The 20,826-nt window shown below is 57.3% G+C and carries 14 protein-coding genes and 2 tRNA genes; 1 reads left to right on the top strand and 15 read right to left on the bottom strand.

Annotation, left to right across the window (positions count from 1 at the left end):
* Positions 1-77: 77 nt before the first annotated feature.
* From BM181_RS10405 to BM181_RS10350, 12 genes are all read right to left on the bottom strand, one after another.
* A complete protein-coding gene (locus BM181_RS10405) occupies positions 78-2,876 on the bottom strand; it encodes a sigma-54-dependent transcriptional regulator (protein ID WP_075444683.1) in 2,799 nt (932 codons plus the stop codon).
* 101 nt (positions 2,877-2,977) lie between these two features.
* Positions 2,978-3,415: a DUF3887 domain-containing protein gene (locus BM181_RS10400; protein WP_075444681.1), complete on the bottom strand. Its 438-nt coding sequence runs from the start codon at positions 3,413-3,415 to the stop codon at positions 2,978-2,980.
* 155 nt (positions 3,416-3,570) lie between these two features.
* Positions 3,571-4,821: a GGDEF domain-containing protein gene (locus BM181_RS10395; protein WP_075444679.1), complete on the bottom strand. Its 1,251-nt coding sequence runs from the start codon at positions 4,819-4,821 to the stop codon at positions 3,571-3,573.
* A gap of 273 nt (positions 4,822-5,094) precedes the next feature.
* Positions 5,095-7,647, bottom strand: coding sequence for a heavy metal translocating P-type ATPase (locus BM181_RS10390; protein ID WP_075444677.1), 2,553 nt, complete (start codon positions 7,645-7,647; stop codon positions 5,095-5,097).
* A gap of 125 nt (positions 7,648-7,772) precedes the next feature.
* The gene (locus BM181_RS10385; RefSeq protein WP_075444675.1) at positions 7,773-9,212 is read right to left on the bottom strand and encodes a carbon starvation CstA family protein; all 1,440 of its coding nucleotides are present in this window, start codon (positions 9,210-9,212) and stop codon (positions 7,773-7,775) included.
* 200 nt (positions 9,213-9,412) lie between these two features.
* Positions 9,413-10,453 (bottom strand): HD domain-containing phosphohydrolase, encoded by a 1,041-nt coding sequence (locus BM181_RS10380; protein ID WP_256211356.1) that lies wholly within the window; start codon positions 10,451-10,453, stop codon positions 9,413-9,415.
* 129 nt (positions 10,454-10,582) lie between these two features.
* Entirely contained in the window at positions 10,583-12,262 is a 1,680-nt protein-coding gene (locus BM181_RS10375; protein ID WP_075444673.1) for a vWA domain-containing protein, read from the bottom strand.
* 14 nt (positions 12,263-12,276) lie between these two features.
* A complete protein-coding gene (locus tag BM181_RS10370; protein ID WP_255449324.1) occupies positions 12,277-13,182 on the bottom strand; it encodes an AAA family ATPase in 906 nt (301 codons plus the stop codon).
* 23 nt (positions 13,183-13,205) lie between these two features.
* Positions 13,206-14,264 (bottom strand): tetratricopeptide repeat protein, encoded by a 1,059-nt coding sequence (locus BM181_RS10365; protein WP_075444672.1) that lies wholly within the window; start codon positions 14,262-14,264, stop codon positions 13,206-13,208.
* Between the two features lie 193 nt (positions 14,265-14,457).
* Positions 14,458-14,533, bottom strand: a tRNA-Thr gene (locus BM181_RS10360).
* A gap of 9 nt (positions 14,534-14,542) precedes the next feature.
* Positions 14,543-14,618: transfer RNA gene (locus BM181_RS10355), tRNA-Thr, on the bottom strand.
* Between the two features lie 81 nt (positions 14,619-14,699).
* The gene (locus tag BM181_RS10350; protein ID WP_075444671.1) at positions 14,700-15,272 is read right to left on the bottom strand and encodes a hypothetical protein; all 573 of its coding nucleotides are present in this window, start codon (positions 15,270-15,272) and stop codon (positions 14,700-14,702) included.
* A gap of 167 nt (positions 15,273-15,439) precedes the next feature.
* Between BM181_RS10350 and BM181_RS10345 the strand changes: the two genes are divergently transcribed.
* Positions 15,440-16,675: a chemotaxis protein CheB gene (locus tag BM181_RS10345; RefSeq protein WP_218150113.1), complete on the top strand. Its 1,236-nt coding sequence runs from the start codon at positions 15,440-15,442 to the stop codon at positions 16,673-16,675.
* A 68-nt stretch (positions 16,676-16,743) separates the two neighbouring features.
* On the opposite strand, the gene BM181_RS10340 is transcribed toward BM181_RS10345, so the two are convergent.
* From BM181_RS10340 to smpB, 3 genes are all read right to left on the bottom strand, one after another.
* Complete coding sequence (locus BM181_RS10340) at positions 16,744-18,714, bottom strand: methyl-accepting chemotaxis protein (protein ID WP_075444670.1); 1,971 nt, start codon at positions 18,712-18,714, stop codon at positions 16,744-16,746.
* Between the two features lie 118 nt (positions 18,715-18,832).
* Complete coding sequence (locus BM181_RS10335) at positions 18,833-20,182, bottom strand: amino acid permease (RefSeq protein ID WP_075444669.1); 1,350 nt, start codon at positions 20,180-20,182, stop codon at positions 18,833-18,835.
* 144 nt (positions 20,183-20,326) lie between these two features.
* Positions 20,327-20,800: an SsrA-binding protein SmpB gene (gene smpB / locus BM181_RS10330; protein WP_075429865.1), complete on the bottom strand. Its 474-nt coding sequence runs from the start codon at positions 20,798-20,800 to the stop codon at positions 20,327-20,329.
* Positions 20,801-20,826 lie beyond the last annotated feature (26 nt).

Raw genomic sequence — 20,826 nt, 5'->3', positions numbered from 1 at the left:
AAAATATACCCAAACAAAATACACTATGGCGCATTTTCGCACCATAGTGTATCATATTGCATATTTTTCTTATTGTTTTATATCATATCGGCCATAAAATAGAACTCATCTTCATCAAAGCGGAGCTTTAGTGTCTTATCGAATACTCTGGCCGCTTTTTTGACCGCTGCGAGTTTTTGTGTATCAACTGCAGATTTATCGCCCTTGTAGACCAGCGGACTGCGCGTGACGATACGCTCGAGCGCACAACCGCAATGAACGATGATGCGGATGCGCAGCGGATTGGAAAGCTTGATTCCCAGCTCCGTCTCAAGCTGCCGGTCAAACTCCAGCAACCCCCCCATGACCTTAGCCGGATTCAGGTAGGTCAGGAATTTCTGCAAAGATTCTTCGCAAAGCTTCTGCACGACCAGATTGCTTTTTGCTTTAGGTACCATACTTATGTTCCGATCCAGCATGAGCTCAGCCAGCAGCTGCTCACCTGAGCCATCAATAAGTTGTTCGAGCGAAATGAACGGCACCTGTACCTGCGGCTTTTTCATCCCGACAGCGGCTACGATATGATAGCTTTTCGCAATTTCCTCGATGCGTTCATCCATATGCACCAGCCCGATGGGGATAACTTCCACAGAGCGGCCAGCATTGCGCAGGATTTCCTCCACCAAAGACTTGAGCTTGAGCGCTGCCCCCTGTCCTGTCGAACAGATTGTCACGATAGCCTCCGGCCCATTTTCCCCTTCGGCAATGGTATCCGTTGAATCCACCGCTTCATAGCCTTTAAAGTTACGCAAGGACTCATAGATGCTATCAAGGTCCATCCCGGCAATATCCACCTTGCGCATAGCCTCAAGAATCAGTGGCGTCGATACCATATCGAGCGTGCGGATTGGAATCTTGAGTTTCTCTGCCAGCATCGAACCGATATTGCAAAGTGACCCCATATCCGCCAGGATCAATACACCCTTGGTACACTTCATCGCCTGCAGCATTGCCGCTGTCTTGTCAAAAATTGCCTGCGGCTTGACCTCCAACGGCATATCGACGGCAATGATATTCATATCCGCCGAACTGAAAAGTTTCTGCGCAACATCGACCATCGAACTTGCCGTACTCTTGCCATGTGTTGCCACAAGAATCGTTACCTTCTCATCAAGGTCATCATCATCGGAGGACTCCAGCAGCAGGGCGATATACTCGATCTCATTGCGCGGCACCTTCAGATGGTAGTGCTTCTCGACCATCTCGCCGATTTCGACCGCCACCTGCAAGCACTGCGAATCCTGCGGCACCGCGCCCTCGATTTCCGTATACGGGATCGACTCTTTCGATTTGACGCGCTTGAGGAACGCCGACAGATGCAGGCTGAAGGCATAGAGGAAGCGGTCGCGGTAGCTGCGATTCATGCGTTTCTGCACGAACAGCGAAACCTGCTCCGAAAAATCCACGAGCGCTTCGTCCACAATCTTCAGCAGGCGTTCGCGCGTCGTCATATTGACCGAATGCTTCTTATTATAGAGGTCTTTGACATAGACATTGACATCGGTCGCCACGATCTGCTTGATGAGATCATCGCTGATGCCCTCGCCCTTCAGCAGGGCCACCTTGTCCTCGACCACCTGATACAGATTGAAGCCGCCTTCGCCGCCGCTCTCATCCTCAAGCTGCAGTTTCCGCCCCGGCGGCGATACCACCAGCGGTTCGCTCACGTACTTCGTCAGCTCCGTCAGCGCCTGGCGATTGGCCGACAGCGTCAGCAGGCCGTCCTTGACGTTGCCCGGCAGCATCTTGAAATCGACCTCGATATAATTGGGATTGTCGATGCCATTGAGGAAGGCCTGGGCACACAAGAGCTTGATGTTGGACTTGAGCTGGCCGACATTGCCGCTGCCGATGCTGCCGATCAAGGCTTTGACCGACTCCACGCTGATGCGCACCGGCTTCTTGACCCGCTGGGCCTCATCCATGAAGAGCAGCTTGAGTATGTCGAGCTGTTCTTCCAGCGTGCGCTCAGCCAGCGGCCGTATCGTGATGATATTCGGGATGCGGCGTACGAAGGTGCGCGTGAGCGCCGAGTTCGGGTCCTCCGTCGTCGCGCCGATGATCAGGACCTTGGCCCTGCGGCTGCGCGTCGTCTCGCCCAGGCGGTTGAAGGTACCCGTATCCATGAAATAGAAAATCATCTCCTGGCCTTCCGGCGGCAAGCGATGAATCTCATCAAGGAACAGCACACCGCCATCGGCCTCCTCCACAAGACCAGCCTTCGCTGTATCTGCGCCGGTGAATGCCCCTTTGATATGTCCAAACACATGCGAAATCAAAAGCTGCGGATTGTTATAATAGTCCGCACAATTGAACGTAATGAACGGCGCCTCATTGCCAAAACGATGCATCGACTTGCCATAGGCAAACATCATATGCGCAAACAAAGTCTTGCCGACACCGGTCTGGCCAACAATCAATGTATGCAAGCCATCCGGCGGATAAAGGATGGCCGCCTTAGCCTGCTCGACCTGCCGCTTGAGACTCTTGTCCGCACCGATAAGGTGCTCGAAGGGATTCATATCCGCCGCACTTTCGCCGCTGGACTCCCGGCACTGGCCAATATCCTGGAACTGACAGGGCCCCACCCCAAAATCCGTATCCAGCAAAGTTTCCAGCGTCTCCTTGTCAAAATAACGCACCGGCCGGCCCGCAAACTTGACAATGCGGTCCTGCCGATGCAGTTCATTGAGTTCCTTGGATACATTATTGCGCAGGATATCGAGCGCGGCTGCAATCTCCTGCGCATCAAATCCAACCTGTCCCGTCAGCCGTTCTTTTGTATAAGCCGCTGACTTTTCCTGGATGTAATGATAGATGCGCTCACTGCGTTTCATCCGTATTCCTCCATTCTGATACTCTATCTTCCATTATAACAGTGTATCAAAAAATAGCAACGGCCGGCAGTGACGACTGCCGGCCGAAAAGCTCTTGCTGCTTATTTCTTTTCCGTTTGCTGGTCTTTTGCATTCTCTTTGAGCGCTGCCAGCGAGAAACCCTCAAGCTGTCCTTTCTTATTGAACAGCAGCTCACAGCGTACCAGCTGTTCTTTCTCAAAGTGCATGAGATAAATCATCTGATCCGCTTGATCGAAGCGCGTCCAGCTGATAAAGCGGGATTCCTGATATTTCCCGTATTTCTGGCTGAGCTGCGACAAATTCTTTGCCAGATCATCTTGCGAGATCTTCTTCTGTCTCTCTGGGTCCAGCAATTTGATAACCGCTGCCGAATCCTGCTTGACAAGCATGGCATCCATCCATTTAACAGCAATCTCCTGCTCCCCCGACAATGCCGCAGCATCCGGCGTCGCCGCCAATGCATTAGCTGAAAAAGCCAGCAAGCAAGCCATGCATAACGCTGCAATATATTTCTTCATCTCAAAAATCCCCCTCTGTATCGATACTCTGATATTATGTCTATTGTATCACAGATCCTGCGCGAAATCCCAAGAAAAACATTAAAATCTGTCTGGGCAGTAGGCCGTCCCCCCCTTCTGTCCTGCCCAGGGGCTGCTGACAGCCGCGTTTTCATCTATGTGTTTTCAGGTTTTCCCACGAAGACAGCAGGCTCGTCAGCCAGTGCTTTGAGCTCCCGCTTCCGCTGGTACATCTGCATGTCCGCCCGTTCAAAGATACGCTTATAGCTCTTGTCCTCGCCGGGCTTGTATTCCACCATGCCCACCGCGATGACCACAGAGCCATTCTGCCTGTTGGCCTCTATCTGCTGGTTGAAGGCCTGCAGCAGCCGGTGCCTGTCTTCATAGTCTTCCTGTTCGAGGACAGCTACGAATTCATCGCCGCCCACACGGTACACGGGACTCTTCTTGAAGACCCCGCATATCAGCCGGCAGGCCTTCTTGATGAACGCATCGCCGATATCATGCCCTAAGCTGTCATTGACTTGCTTCAGGTCATTGACATCAAAGACCGCAATCGCCAGATTCCTGATTGTGCCATCGGCGATCTGCCTGTCGATCTGTTCTCCTTTTTCCACATAGGCCAGCTTGGTCTTGACCCCCGTCAGCGCATCCGTATACGCGAGCTTCCAAGCGTTCTTGAGCTCCTGAAAATGCTCTTTCTCCCGCTCCAGCGCGATCTCCAGGCTGGAGCGGTACTCCTCCCGCTCGTTCTCGATGACAAAAGTGCGCAACAGGCAGCACCCCAGCATATAACTGATGGCATAGAGGGGATAGGTGGGGAAGAAGATCTGCACCGCCACGAAGACCATCATGATCAGGCCGGAAAGGCCAATCGTCCGATGGCGCTGCCGCTTCCTATCCACGCTGTGCAGCGATACGGAAAGGGTATATACCGCAGTCAGCAGCAATAATGCCACCTGTGCGATGAACATCAGCTCCCGGGCTATGCCAGTCTGATAGACACCCTCGCCATCAAACCAGAACATGATCGGATACCAGCGGTTGAGCGGCGTGACGATGAGCACATAGACAAACAAGATGCGCCCGGCATAGATCAGCAGCTTGCTGAAGCCTGTCCGGCTGCCCAGATACTCCACCGCAAACCTTGCCCAGAGCAGGATGCCTGCCGCCATCACGACCAAATACACTTCGGTATCTATGTACAGCCAGCTGAGCCAAGACTCGACATAGAGCCAGTACCAAATCATATCGGTGAAATAATAAGCGATGACCGCATACAGGAAATAGCGGTAACGCTTTTGCACCGGCGAGTCCGCTGCATCTGCCTTTTTCAGCAGGACATCATGGTTGATGATGAGCAGCACCAGCAAAGCCAAGAAATCAATCAAGCAATAATAGTACATAAGATTCCCTGCCTCCTCGCGGATCCATCAAATCTTTCGTCAGTAATACTATTCGCGAAAAGAAAAAAAAACACCTGCCTGAAATATAAAAAACCAGCCACATCCCCGCGAAGGAATCGCCCCTCTGATCGCCGTCATCACCGGCCCTCGGAACGGCCTGGCCATCAGCAAGCGCAAAGCCGCCGAAATCAACCAGCCGGCCGGGAAGCGCAGGCCCGCGCGAAAACAAAAAGAGCTGTTGCCAGCTGCAACAGCTCTTTTCCTGTCATGCGATCAATCCACGAGCTCGTAGCCGGCCGCCTCGATGACCGTCTTGAATTCCTCGCGGGGAATCTCGCGGCTGGCCGTCACCTCAGCCTTGCCGCCCTCAAGGTCAACCGTGACGCTGGTGACGCCATCCATCTTGGCCAGCGCATCGTTGACGTGTTTCTGGCAATGCTGGCACATCATGCCCTCAATCTTCAAAGTCGTTTCCATCTCTTTTTCCTCCTTATGTTCCTCTATACCCCTATGCTCCGCAGCGGCCCCGAGCCCCGTTCCTGCCACGACAGGCTGGAACCAGCGCAGCCGCAAAGCGTTCAGGCAGACGCAGACACTCGACAGGCTCATGGCCGCCGCGCCCACGACCGGCGAGAGCTTGATGCCCGCTGCCGTATAGAATACCCCCGCCGCCAGCGGGATGCAGATGACATTGTAGAAAAATGCCCAGAACAGATTCTCGCGGATGTTCCGGATGACCGCCTTCGACAACCGCACCGCATCGACCGCAGCGAGCAGATCGTTCTTCACGAGCACGGCATCGGCACTTTCGATGGCGATATCGGTGCCGGCACCGATGGCGATGCCGACATCCGCGCGTGCCAATGCCGGTGCATCGTTGATGCCATCGCCGATCATCGCGACCTTATGGCCCGCAGCCTGCAGCGCCGCGATGTGCTCTTCCTTATGCGCCGGCAGGACGCCTGCAATGACCCTGGGGATATCCAAGCGGCGGCGGACGGCCTCAGCCGTGCGCGCATTGTCGCCAGTCAGCATGACCACATCGATGCCCATGGCCTTGAAGCGGCGGATTGCCTCAGCACTCGTCGGCTTTTCCGTATCGGCCACGCCAATGATGCCGACGAGCTGCGAGCCCCGCGCAAACAGTAGCGGCGTCTGGCCCGCATCCGCCAGCGCATCGATGCGCTGCTGGCAGCCTTCGAGCACGACGCCCTGTTCCATCAGGAACTGGGCATTGCCCGCCAGCCAGGTCTCTTTCCCCTGCTTGGCTTGGACGCCGCGGCCAAAGACAGCCGCAAACTCCGTCATCGCCACGGGATGCACGCCTTGCTCACGGGCATAAGCCACTACGGCCTCGGCCAGCGGATGTTCGCTGCCCTGTTCCAGGCCCGCAGCTGCCGCCAGGAGCTCCGGCGCACTGATCCCCAGCGGCTGGATCTCCACTACCCGCGGCTTGCCCTCGGTAATCGTACCGGTCTTATCCAGGACGACGGTATCGATAGCCTGAGCCAGTTCCAGGGCCTCGCCGGATTTTATCAAGATGCCGTGCTCAGCCCCCTTGCCCGTGCCTACCATGATGGCCACCGGCGTCGCCAGCCCCAGCGCACAGGGGCACGAGATGACCAGGATCGATATGGCAATCGAGAACGCGAACTCCACGCTGGCGCCCAGCAGGAGCCAGATGCCGCCCGCAGCCAGAGCGATGGCAATGACCGCAGGGACAAAGACGCCTGCGATCTTATCGGCAAGCCGCGCGATCGGTGCCTTGCTGGCACTGGCCTCATCGACCAGCCGGATGATCTGGCTGATGGTTGTATCCTCGCCGATACGCTCAGCCCGGAAATGGATGAAGCCTGTCTTGTTGATGGTCGCTGAGACCACCGAATCGCCAGCCCCCTTCTCCACGGGAATGCTCTCGCCCGATATGGCCGACTCGTCCACGCTCGTCGTGCCTTCCACTATCACACCGTCCACCGGGATCCGCTCGCCCGGACGGACAACAACGATATCGCCCACGGCCAGTTTCTCCACAGGAACTAGCTGTTCCGTCCCCGCCCGCAGGACCACCGCCTGCTTCGGGGCCAGATCCATGAGCTTTTCGAGCGCCCGGCTCGTCTGTCCCTTGGCCCGCGCCTCAAGATACTTGCCGACAGTGATCAGCGTGACAATCATGCCCGCTGACTCGAAATAGAGGTTCTGGCTGTACTCCAGCACGAGGGCCATATCACCATGGCCCAGCCCCCAGCCGATGCGGAAGATCGCAAAGACGCCAAACAGCGCAGCTGCCAGCGAGCCCATGCCGACCAGCGTATCCATATTCGGCGAACCTTGAAGCAGCGTCCGCGCCCCCACGATATAGAAGCGGCGGTTCAGATACATGACTGGCAACACGAGCAGCATCTGCAGGAAGGAAAAGGTGACCGCATTCTCCGGCCCGTCAAGCAGGGCCGCTATGCCAGCTGGCACGGGCATCCCCAGCGCCATGAAAAGCATTGCATGCATCGACACGGCCATGACTGGCAGCAGGAACACCACCGACCAGACCAGCCGACGGCGTAATGACACGGCCTGCGTATCGGCCATCTTCTCCTGGGGGACCGCCGCCGTCCCATCCCCCTGGCAGCTGGCTCCGTAGCCAGCCCCTTCGACCGCTGCCACGATGGCCGCCGGATCTGTGAGCTGCTCATCGTACTCAAGCTGCATGCTGTTGGTCAGCAGATTGACATTGACGGCCTGCGTGCCTGCTATTTTCTCGACGGCCCGCTGCACTCTGGCCGAGCAAGCCGAGCAGGTCATACCTGTAACCGTAAATTTTTCTTTTTTCAAGAGTTCACCTCCACAATAAAATCAATAATCATTCGCATGACTATAAATGTATTTTATACGTGAAAGGCTCCGATGTCAAGGCAGAAAAAAGGCCCTCCCCGCAGGGAAGGCCTCAGCCATCAATCTCAGTCCTGTTTGCTCATGAGGATCTTCTTCGCGAACAGCGCCACGCAGCAGACAGCAAAGATGATACCGCACGGATACGTGATGCTCGTTGCCAGCTGGAAGCCCTCTGGCGCTTGCAGGATATACGTGAAAGTGACCGCCGACATGAACGTTGCTGGTACGGCGGGGATCATCCACGCCTTGCTGCCCTTGTGGACGCGGTAGAGATAAGTCGCACCCGTCCAGAGGACAATCATGGCCAGCGTCTGATTCGTCCACGAGAAATAACGCCAAATGATGTTGAAATCCATCTGTGAGAGGATACCGCCGATAGCCAGCAGCGGCACGGCAAACAACAAGCGCTTGAGCGCCTTGGTCTGCTCGACGCCGAACCAGTCAGCCAGCGTCAGGCGCGCACTGCGGAACGCCGTATCACCCGAAGTGATGGGGCAGGCGATGACACCGAGCATTGCCAGCGTCGCACCGATATAGCCGGTCATGCTGCCCGAGCCACCCATGAAGCCGACGCAGATATCATAGACCACCGAGCCAGCGCCGCCAGCAGCCATGGCCTTGGCAAGCCCGCCCGTGCCATCGTAGAACGTGACACCAGCAGCGGCCCAGATCAAAGCGATGATACCCTCGGAGACCATCGCCCCGTAGAATACCGGACGGCCCAGGCGCTCATCGCGGAGGCAGCGGGCCATGATCGGCGACTGCGTGGAATGGAAGCCCGAGACAGCACCACAGGCAACCGTGATGAACATCAGCGGCCAGATCGGCATCGCATCCCCTTTGGGATGCAGATTGGCCAGCTGGAGCTCCGGCATCGTATGCCCGCCGACACCGAAGAGCATGCCGCCCATGATGCCCAGCGCCATGATGATGAGGCAGGCGCCGAACAGCGGATAGAAGCGGGCGATCAGCGCATCGATTGGCAGCAAGGTTGCCAGGAAGTAGTAGAGCAGGACGCAGGGCAGGACAACCGTGACGGCCACACCCGTGAGTTTCGCCAACAAGCCTGCCGGCCCCGTCATGAAGACAGTACCGACGAGTACCAGCAACACTACGGAGAACACGCGCATGATGAACAGCATCGTGCTGCCCATGTGATGGCCGACGACCTCGGAAATACTCTTGCCATCCTCACGCAAGGAAATCATTCCCGAAAGGTAGTCGTGGACGCCACCGGCAAAAATCGTACCGAGGACAATCCAAAGGTATACCGAGGGCCCCCAAAGCGCACCGCCCAAAGCACCGAAGATCGGGCCCAGGCCAGCGATGTTGAGCAGCTGGATCATGAAAACACGCCAGGTCGGCAAGGGGATGTAGTCAACGCCGTCGTTATGGACGAGGGCCGGTGTCGGCTTGTCGGTCGGGCCGAACAAGTTGTCGACTATCTTGCCATAGATGAAATAACCACCGATAAGTGCCAGTAAAGCAATCAGGAATGTAACCATTGAGTGTCCCCCCATTCTAAGATTGAAAATACAACTGAAACGATTGATTGCCTGTAAATTATCTTAGCATAAGTATAGTGAATTGTCTATATATTCCGAACTATATGCGATAAAGTTTTTGTATTATTTCGATAACTACGGGCTATAAAAAAACCGCAGAACGTCAGCAGCGTTCATGCGGTAGTCTCCGATATCCAGTTTCAGCGCTCATGCAGGATGTAATCGACATCCTCGTCGATTATCTGCAGCATCACATCAGCAAATTCCGGATCGAACTGGCTGCCCCGGCCCTTGGCGATCTGATCGCGCACGACATTCTGCGGCAGCACATCGCGATAACTGCGCTTGGAAGTCATCGCATCATAGGCATCAGCCACAGCGATGATGCGCGCATAGATGGGAATCTCATCGCCCTTCTTGCCATCGGGATAGCCCTTGCCATCGAAGCGTTCATGATGCGAACGCGCACCGATCGTCAGCTCCGGGAACTCTGCGACAAGCTCCAGTATCTCCGAACCGATGACCGTATGCTCCTTGATCTTGTCGTACTCCTCATCTGTCAGCTTGTCGGGCTTGTTGATGATGGCTTCCGGCACGCCGATCTTGCCGATATCATGCAGCAGCCCCATGAAGTAGATCTTCTGCTGCTCCTCTTCATGCCAGCCCAGCTTGTACGCGATGAAACGCGCATAGCGGCCTACGCGCTGCGAATGGCCGCGCGTATAGGCATCCTTGGCATCGATGGTCTTCGCGAGCGCCATGACCGTCTCCTCGAACAGCCGCTGGCTCGATGCCAGACGCTCCTCAGCGAGTCGCGTCTGGCGCCTGACCTCGCTGCGCAGATGACGATGGAGGTACTCAAGCTCCAGTACCTGCTCCACCTTCTTGACGACGATGATGGGCACGAAGGGCTTGCGCACGATATCAAAGGCGCCAGCCATCGTGATTGCAGCCTCAGCCTTCTGGCTCTGATCCGGCGTCATCATGATGACCGGGATTTCCCGCAGCTGCACATCCTCACGCATGCGGCGCAAGAGCTCGAAGCCATCCATATCCGGCAGGTCTGCCGACAACAGCACGAGGTCCGGGCTGGTGTTTCCCATATAGGCCAAGGCCTCACAGCCCGCATTCACGCCCCAAAGCTTCACGCGCAGTGCCAGGATATTCTTCAATTGTTTGCGATCGTTCTCGCTGCCATCTACTACCAGCACCGAGGCTTGCCGCATCAAATCCATTTGCATAAACTCGTATCACCTATAAGCAAAATTTTTCTGAAACAAACCCATTCCTTACAATTATCGAAACTTTCCTTATTCTATTTTGCCTTGTTTCCTTGAAAAATGCAAGTATTACGTCCTGCAGGCGATCTTTCAAGCAAAGCTTTGCCGGATCTGCCGCTCGATGAGGCCACTGACGGTCCTGGCCAGCTGCCCGATATCCTCGCTGCGGGCAGCATCCTGCCCATATATCGCCTGCACCGCCGCCCCCGTCACTTCCCCGGGCAGGATGCTGTTCACCAGACCGATGAGCCGTACGCCCTGCTGGCGCAGCTGACGGGCAGCAGCCGCCGTATCCTGGATGGCCGCCTCCGCCATATACCGCCTGCCCATGCGCATGCCGCCCCCCGGAAGCCCCAGCTCATCACTCGGATTCGCATCGGTCAGCACCAGCAGCAGCTGCTTGTGCCCGCCTGCGGGACGCAGGAGACGCGCCGCGGCCAGCAAGGCCAGACCATCCCGGTTCCAGCCACGCGCCGCATAGCCGAACACCCCCGCCGCCTCTGGCTCGGCAAAGGACTTGAGCTGGCATAGCACCGTGACACCACGCAGGCTGCAAAAGGACAGCACTTGGACAGGGATCCCGCAGGCCAGCAGGCTCTGGGCGATCACATAGGCCTGCGCAGCGATGATGCCCTGCTGGCTCCGCCGCGACTCCGAAGCATCCAGCAGCAAAGTCACTGCGAAGTCAGCCTGCAGGCTGTCCTGCCAGGCGGTGAACACCCGGCTGTCCTGCAGATACGACGCACGCCACACGCGGCCGGCCGCCAGCCTGCCCTTATGGGCGGGCACCGCCAGCGGCTGCCGGTATACCGACATGCAGTCCTTTAGCCGCGCCTGCAGCTGGCGCATGGCCAGCCGGTACCGCGCCTGCTTTTCCCGCCAGAAGGACCGGTTGGCCACCCGCGCCTTGTCATCGCCGCCCGCAGCATAATAGAGCTGTGCCCGGGCATGGCTGCCCTGGCACAGCTCAGCTTCGATGAGCTGCCGCTGCGCCTCCGTCAGCAGCGGTGCCCCGAACACCTGCCGGATCGCGGCCATAGCTGCATTCCGCCCCGGCAGCAGGTCATAGCTTTCCGTGCCATCACTGCCCATAGCACCGGAGCTGATGAGACGCTGCCACACAGGTGGTGCCGGCTCATGTGGCAGCAGCCTCCGCAGCCAGGCATTCAGGCGGCTCCCCAGCGAGATATGCCAGCTGGCTCTGTATCCCGCCGACCAATGGAACACGAAAAAGCGCCGCAGGATATCCTCTGTGCGCGTAATGATTTCCTCAGTTGTAAGTCCAGCCGGATAGTCAAGGGCCGCATACAGGCGCTTGTCCCAAGGGTTGCGGATCCCTGCCGGCTCCCCCAGGATCTCATGGCAGCGTCCCGCTCTGAGCGTGTGGATGACTTCGCGGCGCAGCATGAGGCTCTGCAGCGAGACATCGATATCATCCTGGAGGAACTGCCGCGCATGCTCGCGGCGCAGCTCTGCCAGCACCGGCCGGACTGGCAGCTCCCGCCGGAAGACCGCCTGCTCGATGCCGAGCCAGAGGATATCTGCAAATGTCTCATGCAGCAGCGAGGAATCAAGGGTCCGCACATAGGCCGCCAGCTTCTCCGCATCGTAGTACCGATGGGCAAAGCCAACGATCGAATTGAGATAGATATCTGGCGTCCCATCGCGGTGGAACGCCAGGAAATCAGGCTGGAAGCCATACTCCCCGGCAGCCGTCCAGACGATATTGAGTGCCCGCCGCTGGCGGCTTTCCCTGCTGCCTGTCCGCATAGCCATCCCCGCTTTCAGTCAAAAAGTTCCGCGGATGTCATGCCAGCTGCGATGCGCAGCGCGATGACATCTGCCACGAGTGCACGCTCCTCGGCATCAAAGCATTTGTTCACCAGTCCCATATCCAGTGCCTGCCGCACGGGCAGTCCCAGCTCCACAAGATGCAGGGCATCGAGCAGCCCGCGCAGGTCCACCGCCTTGCTGCTGATTTCCGCCTGCGCGCACTTCTGCTGCAGGTCGAGGAACAGCTGGGCCATCAGCCGGCGGCCAGCTGCCTTCAGCCGGGCAAACTCCGTCCCGATGAGCTGCTCCAGCCCATCGCCATCCAAGAGCGGCAGCTGCAGGACGACAAACCGGGAAGCCAACGCCTCATTCAGTTCCCGCGTCCCTGCATAGCCATGGTTCATCGTCGCCAGGAAACGGGTCGCCGGATGGATGTGCAGGCGGCCGTAACCGGGAACGTCAAGGATGCGCCGGAAATCCAGCAGCGAATGCAGGACTGCCAGCGCTTCATTGCGCGCCATATTGATCTCATCGAGGACGCCGAAGCCACCAGCCTCAGCGCATTCGTATACTGGGCCTGGCCGGAACTCCACCGCCCCTTGGCGGAAGGTATCTGTCCCGAGCAGATACGCCGCGTCCATGTTGATGTGGAACGATACATTCCAATCGGGGCGGCCAAAAATGGCGGCGAGATTTTCCGCCAGAACATTCTTGCCAGTGGCTTTCGGCCCCACCAGCAGCAGGTTCTCTCCTGCCAGCACGGCCGTGATCGCGGCCGTGAGGATCTCCCGCCCATAGTAATGATAGCGCGGGACAACCAGCGGACGCTGCCCCTGCCATGGATATTGCTGGCGATAGCGGTCTACCGCTGCCAGCAGCCGTCCATCCAATCCCTGCCGCTGCAAAAATTCTCTCATGACGATCATCGTCTCCGTTCCCATCAATCGCCCACGGTGATATGGACATCCTTGGCCAGGCCGCTCTCATTGATCGCGCCGGTGATGATCTCGCCAATGATATGGCCCCAGTCGATACCGTTCCCCGTCTGCCGCTGCGGATTGCGGGCCGGCGTCCGGCGCTGCGGCTGAGCCGCCTGCGGATGGGCCTTGTCATCCGCCCGCTGCAGAGCCTGATACATCTCACGGTCCGTATGGTCCGACGCATCCCAGGCCAGCTTGAGCTCCTCATAGGCCTCCTGCCAGCGTCGGCGGTCATAGAATATCAGCCCCCGGTAGTAGTGCGCGCGCCAGACCGGATAGATATTGTCGTTATGGGGGACCCGCTGGGCTTCATTGAAGTCCTCGAGGGCCTTGTTATGCGCGTTGAGCTCATAGTATGCACGCCCGCGCAGATAGTAAGCATACGCCAGCGGGCTGTCCGTCACGGACTTGTCGGCGATGACCTTGGTAAGCTCGCTGACAGCCCGCGTCTGCTCACCGCGCTGGATCATCGCGACGCAACGGTCGAAAACCTGTCCGAGATCGTACTGCGTCTCCAGTTTCGTCCCCAGCCGGTCCTTTTCCGCGCCCCGGGCCTTCTTGTACTTTTCCAGCAGCTCTTCATTCTGCTTCTTCAGTTCATCCCGCTCTTTCTGCAGCTTTTCCAGCTTCGAACGGTTGTCCATCATCGCCTTGAGGTCGATCTTGTCCGTATCCACCTCGGCCGTGATCGTCACCGTATAGCGCCAGACGCCATTCGTGAGATCTGGCTCAGCCTTCTCATCCGTGACCTTGAGTATTGCTCCCGATATGACCTTCACATCGTCCTCGCTGAGCTGCATGTTCTGCGTCTTGGAATAGCTCTCCACATAGACTCCCGCCTTTTCCGTAGCGACGCGCATGGCCTCCTGCCGTGCAGCATCCTTGGCGATCTTGGGCGAGTCATTCTCCCCCATCGTATAGACGCCTGACGCCGTGATGACCTGCGGGGCCGCCTCGCAAGCAGCCACACCTGCCAAGAGCATGACCGCAGCCAGCAAACCAGTAAACAATCTCCCCATATGTACCACCTTTGCTTCTCATTCCCCAGAAATGCGTACTTGTTTATCCTCATGATAAGGAATTTAGTTGACAATGTCATTAATCGCAATTTATATTTCGATTAAATCGCTCTAGGAATATTTCTCCACGTTCCGCCAAAGTCCTGCCTACACAAAAAAGGCCTCCGATTCCTCGGAAGCCTCATGCTCTCAATGGAGCTGATTATAGGACTTGAACCTACGACCTGCTCATTACGAATGAGCTGCTCTACCAACTGAGCTAAATCAGCAAAGAAAAATGGAGCTGATTATAGGACTTGAACCTACGACCTGCTCATTACGAATGAGCTGCTCTACCAACTGAGCTAAATCAGCAATTTGTCAATCACTCTCGTAACTGACAGGATTTATTATAAGCGATGACAGCATTCCTGTCAACACTTATTTTTTATTTCCTTACATCCTTCTGAGACCGAACCAGCCACACGAGCCATCCCAGAAGACCTGGGTCTGGAAATCGACATGGCCATAGCCGTCCGTGCTCGTCACGACGAGCTGCTGGTCGACGATGCGCGAGGACAGCTGATGCCAGCGGTCAACGCGGAAACCGATATTGGCGAAGCTGTTCCAGGATACATAGGTCGTCCACTGGCCCATATGCTTGCCGATGAGCCAATAGCCGCAGTTCTTGCCATGCGCACCACGCGTAGCTATGATTTCAAACAGGCGCTTGCCCGGATCTGCCGTCTCGATTGCCCGCACGCTGAACTCCACTCCCGTATACAGGCCGTCAAAGCTGTTGAAGGACATGTAATCCTTCGTGCCATCGGCACTCATCAGGCGCATGACCTTGCCGTCAGCGACAAATTTGATCTTCACGCCATCCTGGTCCGTCGCCGTCACCGTCTTGTCGGCAATCGTCATGCTCTGACTGATTCCCGTGACGACCATCGCATCGGCCTGCCCCTGCGCAAATACCATAGCCGATGCAAAACCAACAGCTGCCAACAATTTACTGATTCGATTCATGATGCATACACTCCTATCTTTGTTTCCATTCCTCTGGAAACTATTCTACCATCCAAAACTAATAATTCAACATTTATCCGTATATTCCTTCTTTCCAGCGATAAGTATGATATGCTACAATGAAGCCAGATATAGCGGACTGCTCCGACAGGCAGAAGGAGGCACACATGCGGGACATACGGCTGCTCCTTATCGAAAATTCCATATTCTTCCGGGACACCTGCGTCGAGGCCCTGCTGCAACGCCTGCCCAAAAGCAGCCTCATCGAACGGGCAGGAGATCCCATCGAAGCCCAGAACAAGCTGTCGCTGTTCCGCCCGTCTGTCATCCTCCTGAATTTTGCCATGGGTGTCATCACTGTCGACGGCAACCAATTCCTGCCGCTTCTTTCCAGCCAGCACCCAGAGCTCCCCATCATCACCTATGGACTCCTGAGCACCAGCCGCCGCACTGCCTTGGGCTGCGGCGCCCGTGCGCACGTCCAGAAGCCCGGCCCCGCAGCGGCCATGGCTGGCTTTTTTGATGAGTTGGCACAGCTCGTGCTCGCCCATGCGCCAAGCGCTGCCGATGACAGCAAAGCGGATAGCAGCGGGGTCGGCCCCGGTGCTGTGGTCACGCGGGAAATCTGGACGGCCACCATGCCCAGCAAGGGCTGGCTGCCCCTATCGCCAGCTGCCCAGCAGGCGATGCACGCCAAGGCAGAGCCCACGCCGCCTCCCGCGCCACTGCCACCAGCCCCGCCTGCACAGCCAGCTCCCACGGAGCCTGCGGCTGCAGAGCCACCGCCGAAGGCGGCACCAGTGCCGCCTTCGGCGGCCGCCCTTCCCCACGGACAGATCCAGCTGATTGCCATCGGCTCCTCCACAGGGGGAACCGAGGCCCTGTCGGCCATCCTCACGCAGCTGCGGCCGCCGCTGCCGGGCATCGTCATCGTCCAGCATATCCCGCCGATGTTCTCCCGGCTGCTGGCCGAACGGCTCAACACCGAATGCGTGCTGGCCATCAAGGAGGGAGCGACCGGCGATATTGTCCGTCCCGGCCACGTCTACATCGCACCGGGCAACAAGCATATGACCGTCCACCGGCAGGGTTCCCTGCTGGTTCTCGACTGCCGTCCTGGCGAGCCCGTACATAGCTGCTGCCCATCCGTCGACGTATTGTTCGACTCAGTCGCCAGCGAGGTCGGCAGCCACGCACTAGGGGTCATCCTGACAGGCATGGGCAAGGACGGTGCCGCAGGGCTCCTGCGCATGCGCAAGCAGGGTTCACCTACCCTCGGCCAGGACGAAGCCAGCAGCATCGTCTACGGCATGCCCAAGGCTGCCTACGACTGCGGTGCCGTCGAGCGGCAGCTGCCGCTTGCCAGTATGCCAGCGGCCATCACCCAGATAGCACGTACTTGAATAAGAAACAAATAACCGGGGTTGTGATTTCTCACAACCCCGGTTTTCGTTCTATCAGCTGCCACAGATCAGATCTTGAATTTGCCGATAGCCGTCTGCATATCGGCCGCCATCTTGGCCAGAGCCTGCGAAGCTGCTGCGATCTCCTCATTGGACGCCGACTGCTCCTCGGTGGCTGCCGAGATGCTCGATGTGCTGTCTGCCGTCTTGCGGCTGATGATATCGATCGAATCCACCGCCTCGACGATATGGCCGGCCCCCTCGGTCACCGTGCGCACCGAGGCATTGATCTCCTCCATCTGCGTGTTGATGCCATTGACCATCGATAGGATATCAGCGAACTGCGCGCCGACCTCACGGATAGCCGCTGTGCCGGACTTGACCTCATCCGTCCCCGCCTCCATCGACTCGACGGCCTCAGCCGTATCCTTTTGGATCGATGCGATGCGCTCCTTGATCTGCTCGGCCGACTCCTGCGACTCAGCGGCAAGCTTGCGGACTTCCTCAGCTACCACGGCAAAACCGCGGCCGTGCTCGCCGGCACGTGCTGCCTCAATGGCCGCATTGAGCGCCAGCAGGTTCGTCTGCTCAGCAATCGACGAGATCGCCTCGACAATCTGGCCAATCTTCTGGCTGTTCTCACCGAGTTTCTTGACGACCTCCGCCGAAGACATGACACTCGTCTCGATATGGCCCATGCGCGAGACAGCCTGCTCCATGAGCGTCGAGCCCTTCTGGGCCGCATCCGCCGTCTGCGTCGACGTATTCGAGACCACGCGGGCCTTGTCGGCCATGGCCGTGATATCCGTGAACACTGTATCGACATTCTTCTTGGCTGCATCGATATCCTTGAGCTGCTCCTCCATGCCTTGCGACACATCGCCGACCGTCTCCGCCACATGCACGGACGCTTCAGCCGACTGCTGCGCATTGGCCGTGAGCTCCTCGGACGAAGCCGCTACCTGCTCCGACGTCGACGCCATCTGCGAGATCAGCTTGCGCAGATTGCCGCTCATCGTATTGAAGGCCTGCGTCAAGGCACCGATCTCATCCGCCGATTCCACAGGCAGGTCATCCATGTGCAGATTGCCATTCGCCAGCTGGGTAGCGTGTTCCTCGAGGCCGGAGATCGGCGTCGTGATGCGGTTTGCAAAGGTCAGGAACACGAACATCGTGAGCAGCAGGCCCACCACGGTCAGCACGCCGTAGATGATCTTCATATGGTTGAGTGACGCGAATACAAAGGACTTCGGCACGGCAATCGCCATGACCCAGCCAGTCGTCGGTACCGTCCGGTAGGCAAAGAGCTGCGTCTCACCGTTCCACTCCAACTCGAAATACCCCTTGTCATTCTGGATCATTTCCTCGAAATGCTTGCCGACACCATCGACTTCCTTGACGTTCTTCATCGCCTCGCCGATGCCGGTCGTAGCCAGGATGTTGCCCGAGCGCTCCATGATGAGGCCGATGCCCTGACCGTGGTATTTCATCTCCTCAGCCTGTTTATCGAGCACGTCCAGTGCGATATCCGTGCAGGTCGCACCGATGAACTGTCCTTCATTCTTGATCGGCGTCGCCACCGATACGACGAGCTTGCCCGTGCTGGCAGCTACATACGCCTCCGTGAACACCGTCTTGCCGGCGGCCTTGGCCTCTTTATACCAAGGGCGCTGCGTCGGATCTTTCTTGCCCGTCTCATCCGGCGAATAGAACACGCCGAAATAGCCATCCTCCAGGCCGATGGACATCTCCAGGATCTCCTTGTCCGAAACGATCGTGCCCATCGTTGCCTTCGTCTTGATGCGGCTCATGTCGCCCTTCATCTCGGAGGCCGTGTTGGCGGTACTGACATCCACCGCCTTCTTCTCGCGCAGCCAGCCATCCAGGTTGGCGGCATCACGGGCTACCGTTGCCCGCAGCTCTGTCTCGACACTCTCCTGCAGATTCGAACTGGCCATGTAATAGCCGATGATTGACATGACCGCCATCAACAGGCCCACCACGCCCGCCAATGCCAGGAATTTCTGTTTCAATCCCATGATGATACCTCTTTCCTTTTTTCCCAAAAACATCACACTACATCAATTAATTTATTCGCCATTTCCCAGCAGATTCCTGCAAAAAAACTGCCACTTCGCCAAGAAGTGACAGTCTTTTTTATGCAATATGTTTCTTTTCGCGGTAGAGATACCCCAGCCAAAGGGCCAGCAGCCACACGGGCAGCAGGTAGACAGCCAGTGCCATATCAGGGATCTGCAGCATGAAATACCAGACCCCCACCAGGAAGGCGATGCAGACATAGTTGATGGCCGGATAGAACGGCGAGCGGAATTTCGTCGCTTTCCCCTGCGCCTGGCAATGGCGGCGGAACTTCAGATGCGTGATCGTGATCGTCATCCAGCTGATGGTCGCCGCGATTGTCGCGATCGACATCAGATACATGAAGACCTTGCCCGGAAAGAAGTAATTGAGGGCCACGCAGATCAGCGTGATGCCCGACGAGACGAAGATGCCTTTGACCGGCACGCCGCGCCCCGACAACTGTGCGAGGAACTCCGGTGCCTCATCCTTGCTCGCCAGGCCATAGAGCATGCGGCTGTTACTGTAGATAGCCGAGTTGTAGACCGACACCGCTGCCGTGAGCACGACGAAGTTCAGGATGTGCGCCGCAGCGGGCACGCCGACATGGGAGAAGATCTGCACAAAGGGGCTCGCCTCGGCCCCGACCTTGTTCCAGGGCCAGAGCGCCATGAGCACGGCCATCGTGCCGACATAGAACAGCAGGATACGCCAGATCACCTGATTGATGGCGCGCGGGATGGACTTCTCCGGCTCCTCAGCCTCGCCAGCTGTGATGCCGATAAGCTCGATGCCGCCAAAAGAGAACATGACAACCGCCGTCGCCAGCGCCAGCCCCCACCAGCCATTCGGCAGGAACCCGCCATTGACCCAGATGTTGCTGAAGTTATCGGGGAAACTCTGCGGCCCGCTCAGGAGCAGGTACAATCCAAGCACGATCATCAAGACAATAGCTGCGATCTTGATGAGCGCCATCCAGAACTCGAACTCGCCGTAGATGGTGACATTGATGAGATTGATGGCCGTGATGACAACCAGGCAGATAAGTGCCGCAATCCACTGCGGCAGGTCCGGATACCAGAACTGCATGTAGATGCCGACCGCCGTAAGCTCAGCCATCGATACCAGCACATAGTTGAACCAGTAATTCCAGCCGGACAGGAACCCTGGAAACTTGCCCCAATACTTTGTCGCATAGTAGCTGAACGACCCCGATACCGGCTCATCCACTGCCATCTCGCCGAGCATGCGCATGATGAAGAATATCACGATGCCGCCCAGAAGATACGCCAGCATGACCGCCGGGCCAGCCAGTGCTATCGTAGACGTCGAGCCATAGAACAATCCCGTGCCGATAGCGCCGCCGAGCGCTATCATCTGCAGATGCCGGTTCTTCAGCCCGCGTTTCATTTTCGTCGGTTTACCCATAGATTCATCTCCAATCCAAAGAATACCTGCCTATTATACCACCTCGCACCATCATGCTACAACATTACACTCTTGAAAATATAAAACGCCATATCTATCTCTACCGATAAAGATATGGCGTCTTTCCTGCTGCGAAATATCCTTTTAATAACGCTGCCGATCTTTAAGCGCACGTTCTACGTCACGCTTGGCCGCTTTTGCCTGCAGATCCTGGCGCTTATCATAGTTATGCTTGCCGCTGGCCAACGCGAGCTCCAGCTTCGCGCGGCCATGCTTAAAGTAGACCTTGAGCGGCACCAGCGTGAAGCCCTTCTCGCGTGTCTTGCTGAACAGCTTGATGATCTCCGCCTTGTGCATCAAGAGCTTGCGCGTGCGCAGCGGATCGTGATTGAAGATATTCCCCTGCTCATACGGGCTGATATGCATATGCTCGACGAAAACCTCGCCATTCTTGATGACAGCATAGCTGTCCTTGAGATTGGCCTTGCCGGCCCGCAGGGATTTGACCTCTGTCCCCTGCAGAGCCAGCCCTGCCTCAAAGGTCTCATGGATGAAAAAATCATGACGTGCCTTGCGGTTCTCGCAGGCAATCTTGATGGCAATGTTTTTCTTCCCCAATAATATTCACCTCACTGCTTTCAGTG

The sequence above is a fragment of the Pseudoselenomonas ruminantium genome, from assembly GCF_900113715.1.
Lineage (GTDB): Bacteria > Bacillota > Negativicutes > Selenomonadales > Selenomonadaceae > Selenomonas_A > Selenomonas_A caprae.
The sequence above is the reverse complement of the archived record's forward strand: the minus strand, read 5'-3'. Positions and strand labels throughout refer to the sequence as shown.

Coding starts and splice junctions, on each gene's coding strand:
- BM181_RS10345 (WP_218150113.1), top strand. CDS start 15,440: ATGCGGGACATACGGCTGCTCCTTATCGAAAATTCCATATTCTTCCGG.
- BM181_RS10380 (WP_256211356.1), bottom strand. CDS start 10,453: ATGCAAATGGATTTGATGCGGCAAGCCTCGGTGCTGGTAGTAGATGGC.
- BM181_RS10350 (WP_075444671.1), bottom strand. CDS start 15,272: ATGAATCGAATCAGTAAATTGTTGGCAGCTGTTGGTTTTGCATCGGCT.
- BM181_RS10370 (WP_255449324.1), bottom strand. CDS start 13,182: ATGAGAGAATTTTTGCAGCGGCAGGGATTGGATGGACGGCTGCTGGCA.
- BM181_RS10400 (WP_075444681.1), bottom strand. CDS start 3,415: ATGAAGAAATATATTGCAGCGTTATGCATGGCTTGCTTGCTGGCTTTT.
- BM181_RS10405 (WP_075444683.1), bottom strand. CDS start 2,876: ATGAAACGCAGTGAGCGCATCTATCATTACATCCAGGAAAAGTCAGCG.
- BM181_RS10365 (WP_075444672.1), bottom strand. CDS start 14,264: ATGGGGAGATTGTTTACTGGTTTGCTGGCTGCGGTCATGCTCTTGGCA.
- BM181_RS10395 (WP_075444679.1), bottom strand. CDS start 4,821: ATGTACTATTATTGCTTGATTGATTTCTTGGCTTTGCTGGTGCTGCTC.
- BM181_RS10385 (WP_075444675.1), bottom strand. CDS start 9,212: ATGGTTACATTCCTGATTGCTTTACTGGCACTTATCGGTGGTTATTTC.
- BM181_RS10335 (WP_075444669.1), bottom strand. CDS start 20,182: ATGGGTAAACCGACGAAAATGAAACGCGGGCTGAAGAACCGGCATCTG.
- BM181_RS10375 (WP_075444673.1), bottom strand. CDS start 12,262: ATGCGGACAGGCAGCAGGGAAAGCCGCCAGCGGCGGGCACTCAATATC.
- BM181_RS10340 (WP_075444670.1), bottom strand. CDS start 18,714: ATGGGATTGAAACAGAAATTCCTGGCATTGGCGGGCGTGGTGGGCCTG.